General features: G+C 52.6%; 20 protein-coding genes and 2 tRNA genes. 11 read left to right on the forward strand and 11 right to left on the reverse strand.

Annotated features, from left to right (window positions below; translation table 11 throughout):
• The first annotated feature begins 2 nt into the window (after positions 1-2).
• The 8 genes from OGV83_RS05965 to ydhT all read left to right on the forward strand — a co-directional run bounded on the left by OGV83_RS05965 (position 3) and on the right by ydhT (position 7,370).
• Positions 3-815: a MetQ/NlpA family ABC transporter substrate-binding protein gene (locus tag OGV83_RS05965; RefSeq protein ID WP_012132572.1), complete on the forward strand. Its 813-nt coding sequence runs from the start codon at positions 3-5 to the stop codon at positions 813-815.
• A 203-nt stretch (positions 816-1,018) separates the two neighbouring features.
• Positions 1,019-1,228, forward strand: coding sequence for a fumarate hydratase FumD (gene fumD, locus OGV83_RS05970; protein WP_012132570.1), 210 nt, complete (start codon positions 1,019-1,021; stop codon positions 1,226-1,228).
• A 407-nt stretch (positions 1,229-1,635) separates the two neighbouring features.
• Positions 1,636-2,262, forward strand: coding sequence for a ferredoxin-like protein (locus OGV83_RS05975; RefSeq protein ID WP_012132569.1), 627 nt, complete (start codon positions 1,636-1,638; stop codon positions 2,260-2,262).
• A gap of 20 nt (positions 2,263-2,282) precedes the next feature.
• Complete coding sequence (locus OGV83_RS05980) at positions 2,283-4,385, forward strand: aldehyde ferredoxin oxidoreductase (protein WP_047457312.1); 2,103 nt, start codon at positions 2,283-2,285, stop codon at positions 4,383-4,385.
• Positions 4,386-4,395: 10 nt separating this feature from the next.
• Complete coding sequence (locus tag OGV83_RS05985; RefSeq protein ID WP_286463274.1) at positions 4,396-5,040, forward strand: YdhW family putative oxidoreductase system protein; 645 nt, start codon at positions 4,396-4,398, stop codon at positions 5,038-5,040.
• 63 nt (positions 5,041-5,103) lie between these two features.
• The gene (locus OGV83_RS05990) at positions 5,104-5,772 is read left to right on the forward strand and encodes a 4Fe-4S dicluster domain-containing protein (protein WP_286463275.1); all 669 of its coding nucleotides are present in this window, start codon (positions 5,104-5,106) and stop codon (positions 5,770-5,772) included.
• Positions 5,769-6,554 (forward strand): thiosulfate reductase cytochrome B subunit, encoded by a 786-nt coding sequence (gene phsC, locus OGV83_RS05995; RefSeq protein ID WP_286463276.1) that lies wholly within the window; start codon positions 5,769-5,771, stop codon positions 6,552-6,554. The genes OGV83_RS05990 and phsC overlap by 4 nt, the downstream gene beginning before the upstream one ends.
• A 51-nt stretch (positions 6,555-6,605) precedes the next feature.
• On the forward strand, positions 6,606-7,370 hold the full coding sequence (gene ydhT / locus OGV83_RS06000; RefSeq protein WP_502873444.1) for a protein YdhT: 765 nt from the start codon (positions 6,606-6,608) through the stop codon (positions 7,368-7,370).
• Between the two features lie 5 nt (positions 7,371-7,375).
• Here the strand turns inward: ydhT and OGV83_RS06005 are convergent, their stop codons facing one another.
• Genes OGV83_RS06005 through OGV83_RS06020 form a run of 4 tightly spaced genes read right to left on the reverse strand, consistent with a single transcriptional unit; the run spans position 7,376 to position 10,475 of the window.
• Positions 7,376-8,053: an amino acid ABC transporter permease gene (locus OGV83_RS06005; protein ID WP_012132563.1), complete on the reverse strand. Its 678-nt coding sequence runs from the start codon at positions 8,051-8,053 to the stop codon at positions 7,376-7,378.
• Complete coding sequence (locus OGV83_RS06010) at positions 8,043-8,822, reverse strand: amino acid ABC transporter permease (protein ID WP_200053618.1); 780 nt, start codon at positions 8,820-8,822, stop codon at positions 8,043-8,045. Before OGV83_RS06010 ends, OGV83_RS06005 begins: the two co-directional genes overlap by 11 nt.
• On the reverse strand, positions 8,822-9,640 hold the full coding sequence (locus OGV83_RS06015; RefSeq protein WP_012132561.1) for an amino acid ABC transporter ATP-binding protein: 819 nt from the start codon (positions 9,638-9,640) through the stop codon (positions 8,822-8,824). The genes OGV83_RS06010 and OGV83_RS06015 overlap by 1 nt, the downstream gene beginning before the upstream one ends.
• A 1-nt stretch (position 9,641) precedes the next feature.
• Positions 9,642-10,475, reverse strand: coding sequence for an ABC transporter substrate-binding protein (locus OGV83_RS06020; RefSeq protein ID WP_047457292.1), 834 nt, complete (start codon positions 10,473-10,475; stop codon positions 9,642-9,644).
• A gap of 304 nt (positions 10,476-10,779) precedes the next feature.
• Between OGV83_RS06020 and OGV83_RS06025 the strand changes: the two genes are divergently transcribed.
• On the forward strand, positions 10,780-10,959 hold the full coding sequence (locus OGV83_RS06025; RefSeq protein WP_024130375.1) for a hypothetical protein: 180 nt from the start codon (positions 10,780-10,782) through the stop codon (positions 10,957-10,959).
• A gap of 97 nt (positions 10,960-11,056) precedes the next feature.
• On the opposite strand, the gene OGV83_RS06030 is transcribed toward OGV83_RS06025, so the two are convergent.
• Positions 11,057-11,197 (reverse strand): hypothetical protein, encoded by a 141-nt coding sequence (locus OGV83_RS06030; RefSeq protein ID WP_115609345.1) that lies wholly within the window; start codon positions 11,195-11,197, stop codon positions 11,057-11,059.
• Between the two features lie 135 nt (positions 11,198-11,332).
• Positions 11,333-12,235: an endonuclease/exonuclease/phosphatase family protein gene (locus OGV83_RS06035; RefSeq protein ID WP_071258167.1), complete on the reverse strand. Its 903-nt coding sequence runs from the start codon at positions 12,233-12,235 to the stop codon at positions 11,333-11,335.
• 242 nt (positions 12,236-12,477) lie between these two features.
• On the opposite strand from OGV83_RS06035, the gene OGV83_RS06040 reads away from it, so the two are divergent.
• Positions 12,478-13,416 carry an alpha/beta hydrolase gene (locus OGV83_RS06040; RefSeq protein ID WP_286463280.1) on the forward strand — a complete coding sequence of 313 codons (939 nt, stop codon included), beginning with the start codon at positions 12,478-12,480 and terminating at the stop codon, positions 13,414-13,416.
• 72 nt (positions 13,417-13,488) lie between these two features.
• On the opposite strand, the gene OGV83_RS06045 is transcribed toward OGV83_RS06040, so the two are convergent.
• The 4 genes from OGV83_RS06045 to mdtK all read right to left on the reverse strand — a co-directional run bounded on the left by OGV83_RS06045 (position 13,489) and on the right by mdtK (position 17,770).
• Positions 13,489-15,789 (reverse strand): TonB-dependent siderophore receptor, encoded by a 2,301-nt coding sequence (locus tag OGV83_RS06045; protein ID WP_049010736.1) that lies wholly within the window; start codon positions 15,787-15,789, stop codon positions 13,489-13,491.
• Between the two features lie 298 nt (positions 15,790-16,087).
• Positions 16,088-16,164: transfer RNA gene (locus OGV83_RS06050), tRNA-Val, on the reverse strand.
• 4 nt (positions 16,165-16,168) lie between these two features.
• Positions 16,169-16,245 (reverse strand) — tRNA-Val (locus OGV83_RS06055).
• Positions 16,246-16,396: 151 nt separating this feature from the next.
• On the reverse strand, positions 16,397-17,770 hold the full coding sequence (mdtK, locus tag OGV83_RS06060; RefSeq protein WP_012132551.1) for a multidrug efflux MATE transporter MdtK: 1,374 nt from the start codon (positions 17,768-17,770) through the stop codon (positions 16,397-16,399).
• 216 nt (positions 17,771-17,986) lie between these two features.
• Here mdtK and OGV83_RS06065 point away from each other — a divergent pair, with 216 nt between their 5' ends.
• Positions 17,987-18,628 (forward strand): riboflavin synthase subunit alpha, encoded by a 642-nt coding sequence (locus OGV83_RS06065; RefSeq protein WP_275149011.1) that lies wholly within the window; start codon positions 17,987-17,989, stop codon positions 18,626-18,628.
• A 39-nt stretch (positions 18,629-18,667) separates the two neighbouring features.
• Here OGV83_RS06065 and cfa read toward each other — a convergent pair whose 3' ends face one another.
• Positions 18,668-19,816: a cyclopropane fatty acyl phospholipid synthase gene (gene cfa, locus OGV83_RS06070; protein ID WP_112002406.1), complete on the reverse strand. Its 1,149-nt coding sequence runs from the start codon at positions 19,814-19,816 to the stop codon at positions 18,668-18,670.
• Between the last annotated feature and the right edge of the window lie 10 nt (positions 19,817-19,826).

Consider the following 19,826-nt stretch of genomic DNA (forward strand, 5'->3'; position numbering starts at 1 on the left):
TCATGAAAAAATCACTGACATTACTCGCCGCAGCAACCTTAAGCGCCCTGAGCTTCGCCTCCTGGGCGGATACGCTGACCGTTGGCGCCTCTAACGTACCGCATGCGGAAATCCTTGAGCAGGCGAAACCGATTCTGGCGAAACAGGGGATCGATCTGGAGATTAAACCTTTCCAGGATTACATTCTGCCGAATACCGCGCTGGCCGGTCGTGAAATCGACGCCAACTACTTCCAGCATATCCCGTACCTGAATAGCGTGCTGAAAGATCATGCAGGTGATAAAACCTATGATTTCGTCAGCGCCGGGGCGATTCATATTGAGCCGATCGGCATCTACTCTAAAAAATACAAATCGCTGAAAGATCTGCCGGAAGGCGGCAGGATCATTATGCGTGACGCGGTCTCTGAAGAGGGACGTATTCTGTCGATCTTTGAAAAAGAGGGCGTGATCAAACTGAAGCCGGACGTGGATAAGGTCAGCGCGCGCATCAGCGACATCGTGGATAACCCGAAAAAACTGAAGTTCCTGCCGAACGTGGAAGCGGCGCTGTTACCACAGATGTACAACAACGATGAAGGCGATGCGGTGGTGATTAACGCCAACTACGCTATCGACGCAGGTCTGGACCCGGTTAACGATCCGATCGCCGTTGAGAGCGGAGAAAACAATCCGTACGCCAACATCATTACCGTACACCGTGGCGACGAGAAGAAAAAAGACATCGTGGCGCTGGTTGACGTTCTGCACTCAAAAGAGATTCAGGACTGGATCCGCACGAAGTACAAAGGCGCGGTGATTCCGGTCAATAACTAATACCACGTAGTGCCGGATAGCGTGACGCTTATCCGGCCTATAAAAGAGCCTGGCCGAACGGGTGAGCAAGTTACAGAGTGTGAGGTGACGGATATTGGTTAAGTTGAATAGTCACTCTGTTTATTTGTTTGATTTATTTGAGTTTTGTCTTCATCGTTAGAGTGATATATGCTGTTTGTTTGTGCTGGCGATGAGAGACAATAATGGGAAACCTGACAAAAGACGACGAACTGTACCGTGAGATGTGCAGAGTGGTTGGCAAAGTGGTTCTGGAGATGCGCGACCTGGGGCAAGAGCCGAAGCATATCGTGATTGCGGGAGTGTTACGAACCGCCATGGCGAACCAGCGACTCCAGCGCAGCGAACTTGAAAAACAGGCGATGGAAACGGTTATCAAAGCCCTGGCAGGATAATTCTTTCAGGGATGGCGCTCGCTTCGTCATCCCTTATTCCCGGTATTTAAATTCTTCACCTTGTAAATAATCAGATATCGCGTTTATATTAATATCGATATGTATATTAATATATAACGAAGGCAATTGATATTAATAATGGGAACGAGGTCACATTTATAATTATTAATAGATTGCCGTGTTTTATATCCTCTAAATGATAATAAATATCACTCCGCTTTTATTATTTCACTTCCGGTTTTTAATTGATAACGATCAAAGTTAATAGCACTGAATAACCACATTATTTATGTGCCTAACTCTTTAGGATTAGTCTATTTGTATTTAATGATATGACGTATGCGATCCGGTTAGGGCAAAACATCGGGTGTTGTCAGCACTGTGTTTGCGAAGAGGATGCGAAATAAATGAACCAGGTCGAACGTCCAATATTAGATTTTGGCTTAACGCGGCTCGAATTTCTGCGTATATCAGGAAAGGGTCTGGCAGGATTAACTATCGCTCCCGCGCTGCTGTCACTTTTTGGCTGCAAACAGGAAGACGTTGATAGCGGTACGGTAGGACTGATAAACACGCCCAAAGGGGTATTAGTGACCCAACGCGCCCGCTGCACAGGCTGCCATCGCTGCGAAATCTCCTGCACCAATTACAACGATGGCGCCGTGGGCTCGTTCTTCTCCCGCATTAAGATTCACCGTAATTACTTCTTTGGCGACAATGGCGTCGGCTCCGGCGGCGGCCTGTACGGCGATTTAAACTACACCGCAGATACCTGTCGCCAGTGTAAGGACCCGCAGTGCATGAAGGTCTGCCCAATCGGCGCAATTACCTGGAAACAGGACGATGGCTGCATCGCGGTTGATCATAAGCGATGTATTGGCTGTAGCGCCTGTACCACTGCCTGCCCCTGGATGATGGCTACCGTAAACAGCGAAACGAAAAAATCGTCAAAATGTGTTTTATGCGGCGAGTGCGCCAGCGCCTGTCCAACAGGGGCGCTGAAAGTTATCGAGTGGAAAGATATTACTGTTTGAATCTTGCAAAGGAAAACATTATGGCTAACGGTTGGACAGGTAATATATTACGGGTCAATCTTACAACAGGCGATATTACCCTCGAAGATTCCAGTAAATATAAAAAATTTGTCGGCGGAATGGGGTTCGGCTACAAAATTATGTATGACGAAGTCCCACCTGGCACGAAACCTTTCGATGAAGGAAATAAACTGGTATTTGCCACCGGCCCGCTGACCGGATCTGGCGCGCCCTGTAGTTCCCGCGTCAATATCACTTCGCTCTCTACGTTTACTAAAGGTAATTTGGTCGTCGATGCGCATATGGGCGGCTTCTTTGCGGCACAAATGAAATTTGCCGGGTACGACGCGATTATTATTGAGGGTAAATCCGCTTCGCCTGTGTGGATCAATATTAAAGATGACAAGGTCAGCCTCGAAAAAGCAGATTTTCTGTGGGGCAAAGGGACGCGCGCCACGACCGAAGAGATCTGCCGTATGACCAGCCCGGAGACCTGCGTGGCGGCCATTGGTCAGGCGGGTGAAAACCTGGTGCCGCTCTCCTGTATGCTCAACAGCCGTAACCACAGCGGCGGGGCGGGAACCGGCGCGGTGATGGGGTCGAAAAACCTCAAGGCCATTGCCGTTGAAGGCACCAAAGGGGTCAATATTGCCGATCGCAAAGAGATGAAGCGGCTGAATGACTACATGATGACGGAGCTGATTGGCGCCAATAATAATCATGTTGTGCCGAGCACCCCGCAGGCATGGGCGGAATTTTCCTCACCGGCCTCGCGCTGGACGGCGCGTAAAGGCTTGTTCTGGGGGGCCGCAGAGGGCGGGCCTGTTGAAACCGGCGAGATCCCGCCGGGTAATCAAAATACGGTCGGCTTTCGCACCTATAAATCCGTGTTTGACTTAGGTCCGGCGGCTGAAAAATACACCGTGAAAATGAGCGGTTGCCACTCATGTCCGATCCGCTGCATGTCGCAGCTCAATATTCCACGGGTAAAGGATTTTGGCGTACCGAGCACCGGGGGGAATACCTGCGTGGCAAACTTTGTCCATACCACGATCTTCCCGCACGGCCCGAAAGATTTTGACGACAAGGACGATGGCCGCGTTATCGGCAATCTGATCGGCCTGAACCTGTTTGACGACTACGGTATCTGGTGTAACTACGGGCAGTTGCACCGTGACTTCACGTATTGCTACAGCAAAGGCGTGTTCAAGCGCGTGCTGCCGGCTGAGGAATATGCGGAGATCCGCTGGGATCAACTGGAAGCGGGCGATCCCAACTTTATTAAGGATTTCTACTATCGCCTGGCGCATCGCAAAGGAGAGTTGAGCCATCTTGCGGATGGTTCATACGCCATTGCCGAGCGCTGGAATCTGGGTGAGGAATACTGGGCGTACGATAAAAACAAACTGTGGTCGCCGTTTGGCTATCCGGTACACCATGCTAACGAAGCGTCGGCGCAGGTGGGGGCAATTACCAACTGCATGTTTAACCGTGACTGCATGACCCACACCCACATCAACTTTATTGGTTCTGGTTTACCGCTGAAGCTACAGCGAGAGGTCGCGGCGGAACTGTTTGGTTCTGAAGACGCCTACGACGAGACTAAAAATTACACGCCGATCAACGCGGCGAAAATCAAGTATGCCAAATGGACGCTGCTCAAAGTTTGCCTGCATAACGCCGTGACGCTGTGCAACTGGGTCTGGCCGATGACCGTTTCGCCGTTGAAGAGCCGAAATTATCGTGGGGATCTGGACCTGGAAGCGAAATTTTTCCAGGCGGTGACCGGGGATGAAACCACCCAGGCGAGCCTTGATTTAGCCGCAGAACGTATCTTCACGCTCCATCGCGCCTATACCGTAAAACTGATGCAGACCAAAGACATGCGCAATGAACACGATCTCATCTGTTCGTGGGTTTTTGACAAGGACCCCAACATTCCGGTGTTCACTGAAGGGACTGACAAAATGGATCGCGACGATATGCGTGAATCCCTGACGCTCTTTTATACCGAGATGGGCTGGGACCCTGAACTGGGATGCCCGACGCGAGAAACGTTGCATCGCCTCGGTCTTGAGGATGTCGCCGCCGATCTGGCCGCGCAGAATCTGCTGCCAGCGTAAGGAAGGTGAGATGAGTCATTCAGAGGGCGAACACTCCACGCCTGAGGTGGATATTGAAAAGCGGCAGTGGCTGCAAGGCTTACATCAGCATGAAAGGCGAGTGGATGAATCGGCGCCTCCCGCGAGTCCGGCAGAGATCATGGCGGAGTTCATCCGCCAGCATTCTGCTTCAGGCCAGCTGGTGGCTCGCGCGCTTTTCCTGCAACCGCCGTATTCAGTGGAGGAAGAGGCGTTAATGCCGCTGCTGGAGACGCTGCTTCAGAGCGAGACAGGGGCGGATATCGCCAGCGTGCAGGGTGCTCAGGATGATTATTACTACTCGACGCAAACCATGACCGCTAACTATGCCGACATGTGCGTGCAGGTGGTGGAGAACGATATTTGCCGGGCTATCGCACAGGCGGTGCGTTTTGATTGCCAGACCTATCCGCGACCCTACAAGGTCGCCATGCTGGAACAACCGCCATACCGCTTTGCGCCGCAGCAAATAGAGACAGCCCTTGCCGCGATCGACACGCACCCGGATTACGCGGATATTCGCCGTGTGGCGTCGTCCAACGACGTGCCGTATCTGTTTAGCGAACGTTTTATGAGCTACGGCAAGGCATATGGCTTATGCGAATGGCTTGAGGTTGAGCAGTTTCAGAATCCCTGATTGTTCAGGGTGATGTCATGGAAAGCGTGGGCGATCGCTGCCACCGGATTAGAGGATAACCAGATGTCCTTCACTCGACGAAAATTTGTGCTTGGTATGGGGACGGTGATTTTTTTCAGCGGGCCCGGCCAAAATTTGTTAGCGAACACGAAGAATAGCAAAGCGGTGCGTTATGCCATGATTCATGACGAATCCCGGTGTAACGGCTGCAATCTCTGTGCCCGGGCGTGTCGCAAGACCAACCATGTTCCGGCTCAGGGCAGTCGTTTATCCATCGCGCATATTCCTGTTTCGGATAATGAAAACGAAACCGTTTATCACTATTTCCGCCAGTCCTGCCAGCACTGTGAAAATGCGCCCTGTATTGATGTTTGCCCGACCGGCGCCTCCTGGCGTGATGAGCGCGGTATTGTGCGGGTAGATGAATCGCGTTGTATCGGCTGTAGCTACTGTATAGGCGCTTGTCCGTATCAGGTGCGTTATCTCAATCCACAAACCAAAGTGGCGGATAAATGCGACTTTTGCGCCGAATCTCGCCTGGCAAAGGGGTTCCCGCCGATTTGCGTGAATGCCTGCCCGGAGCACGCATTGATTTTTGGTCGTGAAGACAGCCCGGAAATTCAGACCTGGCTGAAGGAGAACAAATTCTATCAACACCAACTCGCAGGCGCCGGAAAACCGCATCTGTATCGCCGGTTCGGTCAACATTTGATTAAAAAGGAAAATGTATGAACGCGTCGCAGAATGCTGAACAGTTCCATGCCCAACTGGCGAACTATGTCCCCGTGTTTTCTCCCGAATACTGGCCTGTCTGGTTAGTCATCGCCGGACTGATGCTGGTAGCGATGTGGCTGGTGTTGGGGCTGCATGCCATGCTGCGGTTTCGCGCCGCCAACAAAGCCGCGGCCGGTCACGGTGAAAAGGTTTACCTGTACTCAAAAGCGGTGAGATTGTGGCACTGGTCGAACGCGCTACTGTTTGTGCTCCTGCTCGGCAGCGGGCTGATCAATCATTTCTCGCTGGTTGGCGCGTCGGTGATGAAGAGCCTGCTGACGGTGCATGAGATCTGCGGTTTTCTGCTGCTGGCGTGTTGGCTGGGTTTTGTTTTGATCAACATGCTGGGCGGCAACGGACACCATTATATTATTCGCCGCGAGGGCTGGATTGGCCGGGCGATGAAGCAGACCCGCTTCTATCTGTTTGGCATTATGCAGGGGGAGGAACATCCGTTTCCCGCCACCGCGCAGTCTAAATTCAACCCGTTACAGCAGGCCGCTTATCTCGGGATGATGTACGGCCTGGTGCCGCTGTTGCTGATAACCGGACTACTGTCGCTTTATCCGCAGGCGGCGGGCGATCTGTTCCCCGGCGTGCGTTACTGGCTGTTGCAGGCGCATTTCGCGCTGGCGATCGTTAGCCTCTTTTTTATCTTCGGTCATCTTTACCTTTGCACGACAGGTCGTACGCCCGGTGAGACCTTCCGCTGCATGGTTGATGGCTATCATCGGCACTAACGGATGATCATTACGCGAGAGGATTTACGTACCTGGCGAGTCGGGCCCGTCATGTATCGTTGGTTTGTCCGTCGCTTTCCGAATGGCGGCAGCTACGCCGACGTGCATCGGGCGCTGAGCAGTGAAGGCTATCTCGACTGGGCAAATAGCCTGGTGGAATATGCCTGGTCGCGCTGGCTGGATGAGGAGAGCTTTGCGCGTCAGGATATCAGCGCGATGGACAGCCTGGTGAATGCGCAGTCGCACCACGGTAATAGCGAACACATTGCCTGCGCGGACGATAACGTTCATCTGGGATGTGCGGGCGATAATGTCAAAATTGCCAGCGTGGGGTACGCTTCGCAGATTGCCAGCGCGGGGTACTGCGCGCGCATTGGCAGCGCAGGCTACAACACGCATATAGGCTGTTCCGGCGATCGCGCGCGGGTGGCGGTGGCAGGGAACTCAACCCGCGTAAGCTGCGCCGGTGACGGGAGTCGTATTGCCAGCGCGGGAATGCGGGTGCGCATCAGCACGCTGGGTGACAGGAGCAATATTGCCAGCAATGGCGATCTGGCGCAGGTTGTCAGCTTTGGCGCCAATACCAGAATTGCCAACAGCGGAGAGAATGTCCATCTCGTTACCAGCGGTGACAATGCGGTTATCGCCAGCACCGGGCACGTTGACTCCCTGATACTGGGGCCCGGCGGCTGTGCCGCGCTGGCGTACCACGATGGTGAACGTACCCGTTTCGCCGTTGCCATTGAAGGCGAGAACAACATACGCGCCGGGGTAAAATATCGCCTCAACGAACAACATCAGTTTGTTGAATGTTGAGCCGTTTATCGGATGGCGAATCGTCGACGGGTGAATCTCTCCAGGCCAAAACAGAGCAGGTAATAGACCAGTCCGGTAAAGATAAAAATGGCCGCCGGGTAAATCTGTACCCGGTTATTCACCTGACCGGCGACGGTAGTCAGTTCAGGAACATTGACGATAAACGCCAGCGATGTGTCTTTCAGCAGGCCGATAAAAATGCCGGTCAATGACGGCATTACATTGCGTAGCACCTGGGGAAGCAGAATGAGCCATAATGCCTGAAACGGGCGAAATCCCTGCACTACCGAGGCGTCGTACTGCCCGGCAGGAAGCGCGTTTATGCCGGCATAAACGGAGTGCATCACCGATGCCGCAGTAAACCAGGCCAGCGCCAGCGTGACGGTAACGGCGCCGGGAAGATCGCTTCCGGTAAGCATTGGCAGCAAATACCACATCCAGAAGATCACGAAGATCAGCGGAATGCCGCGAATAAATTCCGCCCAGAGAAACAGCCCATTACGGATAACGCCCGGAAATCGCCAGGCAAGACAGGCGAGAACCACCCCGCCGGGAAGCGCCAGCACGCCAGCACCCAGCGCCATCAACAACGTGAGAAGCACGCCGCCGGGTTGACCATCAGCAGCGCGTCCCCACAGTAGGTAATCCAGATTGTCGGTAATGACCGAAATATTAGCGATCATGGTGTGGACTCCTGAGGCTGAAAATACGCGTTTTGGGCTTCACTCTTTTGGCCGGGGCGGGGTTTAGCCGCGCCAGTAGCAGACCCAATACAATGCCGGTCAGCAAATAGAGCGCGGTGCCGACGGCAAAGGCTTCCAGAGCATGGGCGTTATAGCTTTCAATTTGTCGCACCTGATAGGTCAGTTCGGCAAAGCCGATACCGCTGGCAAGCGATGAGAGTTTCATCAGGTTAAGGTATTGCCCCACGATGGGTTGCCAGGCGTTTGCCAGCCCCTGGGGGAGCAGAATATGGCGGAGGGTCGTCCATGCGGAAAAACCTTGCGATACAGCGGCCTCTCGCTGCCCGGCGGATACCGCCTGCAACCCCGATGCGATCTCCTCAACCAGAAAGGCCGATGTGAATACCCCCAGCCCCCATGCGGAGCAGAGAAATTCTGGCGTCAGCCACCAGACATCGCCAGGCAGGATCGACCAAAAATGATCGGTATTAACGAAATCAATCACGCCACGGGGCAGAAAATTCCACGCTGCGAAGTACCAGAACATCAACTGCACAAGCAGAGGCGTATTGCGAAACAGCGAGACCCAGGCGGCGACCAGACGGCGACCGAATGCGTTGCCGGAGAGACGTAGCGCGAGCAGGATAATCGCCAGCAGTGTCGATAGCAAAACGCCTGCCAGCGTTACCCAGAGCGTGGTCAAAAAACCCGAGATGACCCATTGCAGAGGTTGCTCGCTCAGCACCCCCTGCCAGTCCAGAGTAAGCATTATAACGATGACTCCTGGTGTAACGGATCGAGCACTTTCTTCAGGAAGCGCTGGGTTCTGGGGTGCTGCGGACGGGTAAAAAATGCTTCAGGCGAGGCGACTTCCAGAATATCGCCGCCGTCGATAAACACGACACGGTCGGCAATTTCGCGCGCGAAGTGCATCTCGTGCGTAACGACGATCATGGTGATCCCGCTGTGGGCAAGGTTCTTCATTACCTGTAAGACTTCGCCGATCATTTCCGGGTCCAGCGCGGATGTTGGCTCATCAAAAAGGATAATTTGCGGAGAGGAGGCCAGCGCGCGGGCAATGGCGACGCGCTGCTGCTGTCCACCAGAGAGCTGGGCGGCAAATGCGTCGGCTTTTTCAGCCAGACCCACCTGGTCCAGCAACTCGCGGGCCCGCTGCCGGGCGGCCTCTTTATTCCAGCCATGCACATATTCCAGCGCCAGCGTAATGTTCTGCTGCGCCGTCAGATGGGCGTAAAGGTTGAATTGCTGGAATACGAATCCAATGCGGCTGCGTAACTGGCGCAGCGCTGCGCCCTTGAGCTGACCAATGGGCTTATCATCGATAAAAATATCGCCGCCGCTTAATGACTCAAGCTGGTTGATGAGTCGAATAAGCGTGGATTTTCCCGAACCGGATGGCCCAAGGATGGTAACGACTTCTCCGGGTTCCACCGTCAGATTGACACCGTTTAATACCCGGTGCCCGTCGTACTGTTTGATCACATCGCGCAGTTCAACGCGCGCCTGACGCAAATGCGTAAAATCCGCAGCCGAAGCTGCGGAGCGGGTAAACAAACCTGAGAGCATATTACTTCGCTTCTATTTTAAAGGCGCGCGGCTGTGGATTTTTGGTTTCGGGGCCGAACCAGACGTCATAGATTTTAGCCGCCTGTCCGGTGGACTCGAGCTTCAGCAGTTCATCGTTCACCGCCTTTAACAGCGCGGGTTCGCCTTTTTTCACCCCGACGCCGATTTCCTCTTTGCTCAGCAGATCGGGTAGGATTTTAAAGTTGGCTTTGTCCGGCGCCCCGCTTAACAGGCCCGCCAGAATGGTGCTGTCCTGGGTGATCGCCTGAACGTTGCCATTACGCAGCGCGGTCAGCGCCAGCGGGATATCATCATAGGCCAGCACGCGGGATTGAGGGAAACGCTGGTGCAGCGCCTGTTCCCCCGTTGTTCCTTTCACCGCGCCAATTCGCGCGCGGCTGTACTCATCCAGCTTGTCGGGGGAGGTCGCCGGAACCAGGAATTGTTGCCCGGTGACAAAATAGGGAACGGAAAAGTCGATAACCTGGGCGCGCTCCGGGGTGATGGTAATATCCGCGACGATCAGATCGGCCTTACCCGATTGCAGTAACGGGATACGGTTGGCTGGGTTGGTGGCGACCAGTTCCAGTTTGACTCCCAACGATTTGGCCAGCGCTTCGGCAAAATCAACGTCGTAGCCAACGATTTTATGCGTTTGCGGATCGACGGAGCCAAACGGCGGGTTCGCATCGAACGTGGCCACTTTCACTACGCCGGCGGCTTTAATATCCGCCAGTTGATCGGCCTGGGCGGGTAACGCGGCAATACCGGATGCGAATAGCGCACTTAATGCCAGTAATGTTTTTTTAGTGCTGTGAATTGTCGTTGCCATCATCTTCTTTGATATCCCTGTAGAGACGCTAAATAATTCATGTCGCGATCAAAAAGGCCGCTACATTCGCGACATGATTGGGTTTGTCTTTTTACGCTCCCACAACTCGCCGTCGTCACCAAATAAGAAAAGATTCTTATCTATATACAAAAAGATATTAGTAAAACAGATGTTAATGGTCGGTGAATTAAGATGGGATGGTCTAATGCAATAAATGCACAAGGATGGCAGGATTTCGTATTTCATTTTTTCACGCGAATGCGCTGCAATAAAACGCATCCAGCATACAGACAGAGGGGCGGAGAAGATGAATGGGTTTAAACGTCTTTGGCATACTGTGGTGAAGGCACGTCCACAGACCCGACAGTACGATGCGGAGCCTCATCTTCAGCGTATTGTTGAGTCTGTTCTTCCTGTCGCCAGCCTGTATGGCGTGGATATCGCCAACATTGATCCGGAGTGGTTCCGTGATAAAACAGAACGCTGAACATCGACAAACGCGCGAGGCATACTGGAACGAAATCTGCGCGCTTTCTGCGGCTTAATCCTGAATAAAAAAAACCGGCATCACGCCGGTTCTGTCGTTATATTTTGCAGGCATCGCCGCAGTCATCATCCGCAATAACCGCCTGGGCTTTTTTATCTGCGTCTTCCAGACGTTCAGCGTTACGCTTTTGCGCTTCCTCCAGCCCGTCAAAGACCAGATTGTCGAGATCAATATCCATCAATCACCTGTTTAGTTCAGTGTTTGTCAGCTTTCCAGTATAGGGCAAAATCTGTGATTGATGCACCTTGCGCTATTGGCGATCGGTGCGGTTGCCAGCAGGGAAAGCGGAAATCCCGCCATCCCTGCCAATAGGTTACTGCTCGGTGAGTTCCATATCCGCGATAAAGGGGAGATGGTCGCTTGCCGACGACCAGGTGAAAGCAGGGGAGTTATGCGGAATTTCTATTTTCTTCACATCCCATTTTTGCCCCTTGAAAGTGAAGATGTGGTCAATATCAATCGCCGGGTTAACCGCAGGCCATGTACGATAATCCGTCCCCTGTTTCTCAACCGGATTAAAGAAATAGCCAATTTCTTTTAACGGCTGTTCGTCACGGGTAGAGTTGAAATCGCCAGCCAGAATTTTTATTGAAGAGGCGATATCTTTAAAATCGGATGACGCATCGCCAATACTGACATCCAGCAGATGGCGGACTTGCTCAATTCGCATGGTGGGATCTTTTTGCCAGTCAAGGTGGGTAACCATGACCAGTACCGGCGTATCGAAACCCGGAACCTCAATTTGCGCCAGTAATGCTACCCGTTGTTCTGCATCGCCTGAGGGTAAATTGATAACCTGAGTATGCTGAATTTTGTATTTCGATAAAATGCCGAGTCCGTATTCACCACCGTCAAAATCCAGCGCCTTACCAAAGGCATAGTGATAGTTATTTGCATCGGCGATCGTTTTCAATTGATCAATCTTTTGGCTTCTTGCGGTTTTATTATCAACCTCTGGAACCGCAATGATATCGGCTGCAATTTTTTTGATAGCGGCGTTAAGCGACGTGAAATCAGCTACATTTTCGGACGCTTCATTTTTGCCGATGTTATAGGTCGCAATTCTTAAATGAGGCTTGTTATTTTCATAAATCTTATCCGGGACACCGCCTTTCTGAACGGCGAGAATTTCATTACCGGCAAGTTTTTCACTGGCTATAGCGTGCGTGGAAAGGCAGCTTAGCGCGAGGAATGTCAGTGTAAAGATGTTTTTCATAACGAATAGAGGCCTTGTTTATTTGCTGTTGTCGCCACTATAACGCGCATAAAAATAGGTTACTGTGAGACTTTGCACAAACTTATATTGTTTTGCGAAATAAGTGATTAAAGTACATTCACCAGAATTTTAAATGTGAATGAAGGCCGTAACGGTTTACTTGACCCGCAGAGCCTTTCGGGTAACTGTATGTAATGTTGTAAAAATCTGAACTTCACCTGTAAAAAAGGAATAACGAAGAGATGTATGGCCGTGAGTATCGAAACGGGCGTCGTCGCATGGCGCTGTTTTTAGCAATCTCTTGCATTACTCTGCTGTATGGCGCGAAAGGGTATGCCAGGCCGGATATGGAGCCGCTGGGACCGAATATCGCCGATCGGGGTTCCGCGTTTTACCATTTCAGGGTTGAAAATTTCGACTCCGCCGACGGAAAAAGGCATTACAAGGTCTGGACCGGCATTCCTGATAAAACGCCGCCAGCGTCGGGTTATCCGGTTCTGTATATGCTGGATGGCAACGCGGTGATGGACCGCCTGACGGAGGACTTGCTGAAACAACTGGCGGAAAAAACGCCCCCCGTTATTGTCGCCATCGGCTACCAGACCCACTTACCCTTTGATCTGAACGGCAGAGCCTATGATTATACGCCCGCGCTGGAAGTGAAAAGCGGGGCGGAGGGGCGCTATCGTCGACTGGGTGGCGGCAGTGGGGACTTCCGTCGACTGCTGGAGACGCGTATCGCGCCGCAAACGGAACAAGGACTCAACATCGATTCTGAACGACGCGGCGTATGGGGACACTCCTACGGCGGCTTATTCGTCCTTGATTCGTGGCTGTCGTCGTCATTTTTTCAGTTTTACTACAGCGCCAGCCCATCGCTGGGAAGAGACAATTCCTCGTTGTTAACCCGGTTAACCACAATGGATGCCGCAAAAAATTGCCATAAGCGTTTATTTTTCATGGAAGGTTCCGCTTCACCGGGGAAAAATGCGCAGACTCCGGTTTCCGGTATCCTGAATAAAACCCGCGACGCCGTTTCCGCCCTGCAAAAAGACGGGCTTGCGGTTGCCTGGTGGAATTACCCGGGGTTGACGCACGGGCCGATGTTCACCGCCTCTTTTCAGAGTGCATTACTGAATATGAGCGCGGAGGAGACTCCCGGGGCAGCGCGCTGCGATTAACCGGGCAGTGAGTGAAGAGGGCGGCGGGAAGCCGCCCTTAGCCATTACGCTATGATGCGAGTCTGGTGGTCGTCAGAAGTGCAGTCCCACCTGCATGTAGTAGGTGCGGCCAGGTTCGTTATAGGTGTTCGCACCGGCTCCCCACAGATACGCGCCCGTGGTGGCGTTACCGGTAGTCTGGGCATTTCCTTCACGGAAGTGGCGCTTGTCGAACAGGTTATCGATCCCTGCGGTTACATCCACATATTTCGTCACCGCGTAAGTCGCACTCATGCCCACCAGCGCATAAGGCGATACCTGTCGGGTTTCGCTGCCCGAAGTGGGGTTCCCTTGATAAGTGTATTTTTTCGGTTTCTGGCGGCCATACCACGTCAGCGTACCCTGCACCGACAGATCGTTAGCGGCCTGCCACTCCAGCGTTGAGTTGATGGTGTATTTGGGAATAACCGACAGGTAATCTCCACTCTTCTTATTCTTGTTCTCGATGATATAGGTGAAGTTATTTTTCATCTTCAGCGTATCGGCAAGCGGGAAATTGAACGTCCCTTCCAGCCCCTGAACGACGGCTTTTGGCACGTTTTCCCATTGATAAATATTTGCGGAGGTGGCTTTGCCCGCAACCGAGTCACCGGCTGCGATCTTGTCATGGTAGTCGTTGCGATACCAGGTCAGCCCGGCCTGCACTTCATCATGATTATATTCAATCCCTACCTCTTTATTGACGCTGGTTTCTGCTTTCAGATCGCGGTTGCCTTGCAGATAGCAGGCGCCGCCGCCGTAGCATCCCTGGCCTTTACTGAATAACAGGTAGTTGGGGTTGGTTTGATACAGGTTTGGTGCTTTCCATGCGCGGGCAATACCCAGTTTTAACGTGAAGTCACCGCCCAGTTCCTGGGAGAGGTTCAGTGACGGACTCCAGTTACTGCCGCTAATACTCTGGTGGTTGAAGCGAATGGCAGGGGTCAGACGGGTGCTGTCCGTCAGTTCAAGGTTATCTTCCGCAAAGATGCCGTAAATATCCGCTGAGCTGTATTTGCTGCGCCCGGTATCGGCAATCCCCGGAACCGAGCCTCCGCCGGTGGTGGATTCGGTATTTGACGACGGATCTTTCATCGCCTGGTGGTTAAATTCCGCGCCAAAGGTCAGCGTCTGGCTAACCCACAGGTCAAGCGGGATATTCACTTCCGAGTGCAGGTTGGTGTCATACAACGAAATGGTCGAGAACCCTTCATTTGACGGGCTGAAAATCCCCGAGATGCCGCCAGAGAGGCCTTCATTGAGGCGGGTATTACGCGTTTTTTCAAACTGTACATAGTTATTGGTGGTGACGCCGCTGTCCCAGGCGCCGGTATATTTCAGGCTGAGCGTCTGGCGGTAGAGAACGTTTGTTTCTTTGCCATAATATTTTTTTACCAGCGCGTTGCTGTTGGTGTTTTGCGTATCACCGGCATACAGGTTGCCGTGGCGACTGTAGCCGGCCCCCAGTTCCAGCGCCTGCATCGGCATAAATTCCCAGCGCAGAGCTGAATTGATGTCTTTATTGATAAAACCTTCACGGCCAGCGGGGTAGCTACCGGCATAAGAACCGATACGCGGGGTCGTGTGGTTTTCGTTGATATCCTGGGCATCAGCCTGCGTTTTATTCCAGTTACCGTAGACTCGCAGGGTCAGATTATCCGCCAGCGCGCCGCTTAAACTGCCGTTATAGCGTTTGGTGCTGCCTTCGGATTTGTGCTGTGGAAAGTTGTAATAGGTATTTAAACTGCCGTGCCATTCGTCCGTCGCCGGTTTGGTGATGATATTGACGACCCCGCCCATTGCGCCACTGCCGTACATCGCGGCGGCCGGGCCACGGATGACCTCAATGCGCTCGATCATTTCTGGCGGCACCCAGTTGGTGTCGCCACGGGTATCGCGCTCATCGCTCCAGCCATAGCGCACCGAGTTGCGGCTGGAGACAGGCATACCGTCAATCAGAATCAGAGTGTTCTCCGGCCCCATGCCGCGGATATCAATCTGGCGGTTATTCCCGCGTTGTCCGCTGTTAGAGTTCCCGGTGAGATTGACGCCCGGCATGGTGCGAATGATCTCAGCGACGTCGCGCTGTATTGGCCGTTTTTTAATGGCCTCACTGTCAATGATAGAGACGCCGGGGGCCTGGAGCGTCTGTTCTTTGGCCGTCACGACCATGGTTTCGCCGCTGTTTATTTCTTTGTCGCGGGCAGCCTGTTTCTCAGGTGGGTTACTGGCGTTTGTTTGTTCTGCTTTCTGGTTTGCCGCTGTTTTGATGTCGTCAGCCTGTACCGCAGGAATCGCCAGACTCCCTGCAATAAGCGAACTCAAAAGCGATAATTTATATGCCTTTTTTATCATGATATTAATCACTTGCCATTGTTAAAAGAGAAATTGCGTGAAATAACTTATTAGCAATATTTCTCATTTGCAACACAATAATGATTATCATTTACATTTTTAGTCGTGCGAGCGCGCTGCCGTTAGCGGCAATTTCAGGTTATTAAATAGAATAAAATCAGTAAGATAATTAATATCAGGGCAGCAGGGGTGAAGGGACAGTTGCGGTTGTTGGTCTGTACAACGGTCAAACCATGAATTCAGGAAAGATTTGTGGGAACAATGCGCTGTGGGAACAGTGTGCTGTGTGGATAAAGAATGGTGCGTCTGAATGGACTCGAACCATCGACCCCCACCATGTCAAGGTGGTGCTCTAACCAACTGAGCTACAGACGCAGGATGGTGCGTTCAATTGGACTCGAACCAACGACCCCCACCATGTCAAGGTGGTGCTCTAACCAACTGAGCTATGAACGCAATGTTGCAGGTGACAACGGGGACGAATATTAGCGGCAGAGCCGGAATGAGGCAAGAGGGAAAACGTAATTTTCTTCCTGATTTCACTCGATTGCAGAGGAAACGCGCAAAATGTCGAGAGAATAGCCGCCGTTCGGCGGCTATTGCTGATTTATCGCGCAGCGCGCTGCAAAATAATCGCTGATGACTGGCGTTGCAGATATCGCATACGCAGCATCATCATAATAGCCGCAGACGTCAGGCCGATAATAAAGCCCATCCAGAACCCGGCCGGTCCCATGCGATCCACCACCAGATCGGTCAGCGCGAGGATATAACCGCTCGGTAATCCCAGCACCCAGTAAGCTGTAAAGGTAATAAAGAAAATCGACCGCGTATCTTTATAACCACGCAAAATACCGCTGCCGATAACCTGGATCGAATCGGAAATTTGATACACCGCCGCCAGCAGCATCAGTTGCGCGGCGAGCGTGACCACTTCAGGATTGTCGTTATAGAGCAGGGCGATAGGCTCACGCAGCGTCACGGTAAAAATTGCGGTGATAACGGCCATGCAAACCCCGACGCCCAGCCCTGTTCTGGCGGCTGTCTGGGCATCCAGCGTTGAGCCCTGGCCAAGTCGATAGCCCACGCGGATGGTAACCGCAGCCGCCAGCGACATCGGCAATACGAACATCAGCGAACTGAAGTTCAGGGCAATCTGGTGGCCTGCGACATCCACAATACCCAGCGGTGAAACCAACAGCGCCACCACGGCAAACAGGGTGACTTCAAAAAACAGCGCCAGGGCGATCGGCAAACCTAGCTGTACCAGACGTTTCATGACCGCCGTATCCGGCTTGCTGAATCCGCGCTCGTTGCGGATATCGCGCATTGAACGCGCACGTTTCACATACGAGGCCATCGCGATAAACATCACCCAATAGACCGCCGCCGTGGCAACGCCGCAGCCCACGCCGCCGAGTTCCGGCATACCGAAGTGGCCATAGATGAATATATAGTTCACCGGAATGTTGACCAGCAGGCCAAGGAAGCCTATGACCATGCCGGGTTTGGTTTTTGCCAGACCTTCGCACTGGTTACGCGCAACCTGAAAGAACAGGTATCCCGGCGCGCCCCACAGGAGCGCGCGAAGATAGCCCACGGCTTTATCCGCCAGCGCAGGATCAATGTTATGCATAGAACGAATAATGTATCCGGCATTCCATAGCACAAACATAATGAGAACGGACACACAGCCCGCCAGCCAGAAGCCTTGTCGCACCTGGTGAGCGATGCGTTCGCGGCGGCCAGAGCCGTTGAGCTGCGCGATAACCGGGGTCAGAGCCAGTAACAGCCCATGACCAAACAGAATGGCGGGCAGCCAGATAGATGTGCCGATAGCGACGGCAGCCATATCCGTGGCGCTGTACCCACCAGCCATCACGGTATCGACGAATCCCATCGCGGTTTGGGCGATTTGCGCAAGAATCACCGGTATTGCCAGAGCCAATAACTGACGCGCTTCACTGATATACTTTTGCACGTATACACCATTATTTGTTGTTATTTGAGAGACTAAAAAAGCCGCCTTAAATGGCAGCAAGAAGAAAATGCAGGGGAAATTTCAGTCTATTGTAGCGAGGAATACGTAATTCTCCAGTGAAAAAACAGGTGCTTTTAGCGCTTTGCTGGCAACCTGATTTTCCACCTGCTATTGTGCTGGGCAGAGATGTATTAACTGATTTCAGGAGTTGCAGGTATGTTTACAGGTATTGTGCAGGGCACCGCGAAACTGGTGTCGATTGATGAAAAACCGAATTTCCGCACGCATGTCGTGGAATTACCTGAACACATGCTGGACGCGCTGGAGACGGGCGCATCGGTGGCGCACAACGGCTGTTGCCTGACCGTCACTGAAATAAACGGTAATCAGATCAGCTTTGACCTGATGAAAGAGACGTTACGCATTACCAATCTTGGCGATCTGAGCGTCGGCGATCTCGTTAACGTGGAGCGTGCGGCGAAATTCAGCGATGAGATTGGCGGGCATTTAATGTCGGGTCACATTATGACCACGGCTGAAATTTCGAAAATTCTGACCTCTGAGAATAATCGTCAGGTCTGGTTTAAAGTTCAGGACCCGCAGCTGATGAAATATATCCTGTATAAGGGATTCATCGGCATCGATGGCATCAGTCTGACGGTAGGGGAAGTGACGCCAACGCGCTTTTGCGTTCATCTGATCCCGGAAACGCTGGAACGCACCACGCTGGGTAAGAAAAAACTGGGCGCTCGCGTCAATATCGAAATTGATCCGCAAACCCAGGCGGTTGTTGACACCGTCGAGCGCGTGCTGGCGGCACGGGAAAGCGCGGCGAACCTGCATACAGGCGACGCGTAACCCGACGTAAAAACCCCCGCAGCGCGGGGGTTATCAGGATTAGCGGGGAATACGCAGGCCGTGTTCGACGCCGCGAGAAAAAACCACCTGCCATAGCTGTATATCACGGGCGCGAAACGCCCCGGCGCATGCATTCAGATAATAACTGAACATGCGTTTAAACCGTTCGGTGTAATTATCTGCAATTTCCGGCCAGCCGTTGATAAAGCGAGAATACCAGGCCATCAGGGTGGTGTCGTAATCTGCGCCAAAATTGTGCCAGTCTTCCATCACGAAATGCGATTCGCTGGCATTCGCAATCTGGCGAACAGACGGCAGGCACCCGTTCGGAAAAATATACTTATTGATCCACGGATCGACGTTATTATCCGTCTTTTTGGAACCGATAGTATGGAGCAGGAAAATACCGTCCGGTTTCAAATTACGGTCGACCACTTCAAAATAGGTTTTATAGTTCTTCGGCCCGACGTGCTCAAACATACCAACGGACACAATGCGATCAAACTGCTCGTTAAGGTCGCGGTAATCCTGTAGCCGAATAGAAACGTTCAGACCTGCGCAACGTTCCTGGGCCATCTTTTGCTGCTCGGCGGAAATCGTGACGCCAACGACGCTGACGTCATAATTGGACGCCATAAACTGGGACAAGCCGCCCCAGCCGCATCCGATATCCAGCACGCGCATACCCGGCTGCAACTGTAATTTTTCACAAATGAGCTTCAGCTTCGCTTGCTGGGCGGATTCCAGTGTGTCTGCATCTTTCCAGTAAGCGCAGGAATATTGCATATACGGGTCGAGCATGCGGGAGAAAAGATCGTTGCCGAGATCGTAATGTTCTTTCCCGACTATCCAGGCGCGTTTTTTACTTTGTAAGTTGAACAGGCGCGCGCCCGCGATACGCAGCGTATCTTTGAAATGGTGGGGGAGTTGGTTTTCGAGCCCGGCTCGTAAGACTTTACTAAAAAACATGTCCAGTCGGTCGCATTCCCACCAGCCATCCATATAACTTTCACCTAACCCCAGCGATCCTTCCTGTAATACACGTTTGAAAAAATCGGGGTTTTTAACACGAATATCCGCCGGGGCAGTGCCATTGATGGCGATACCCGCACGGCCCAGCAATTCGTTGGTGATACGATACCAGTCATCATCTGGTACGCTGACTTCTTCTATACACGATGAACTCATAGCTTCTCCA

This window comes from Citrobacter sp. CK189, assembly GCF_030333505.1.
Classification (GTDB): Bacteria; Pseudomonadota; Gammaproteobacteria; order Enterobacterales; family Enterobacteriaceae; genus Citrobacter_B; species Citrobacter_B koseri.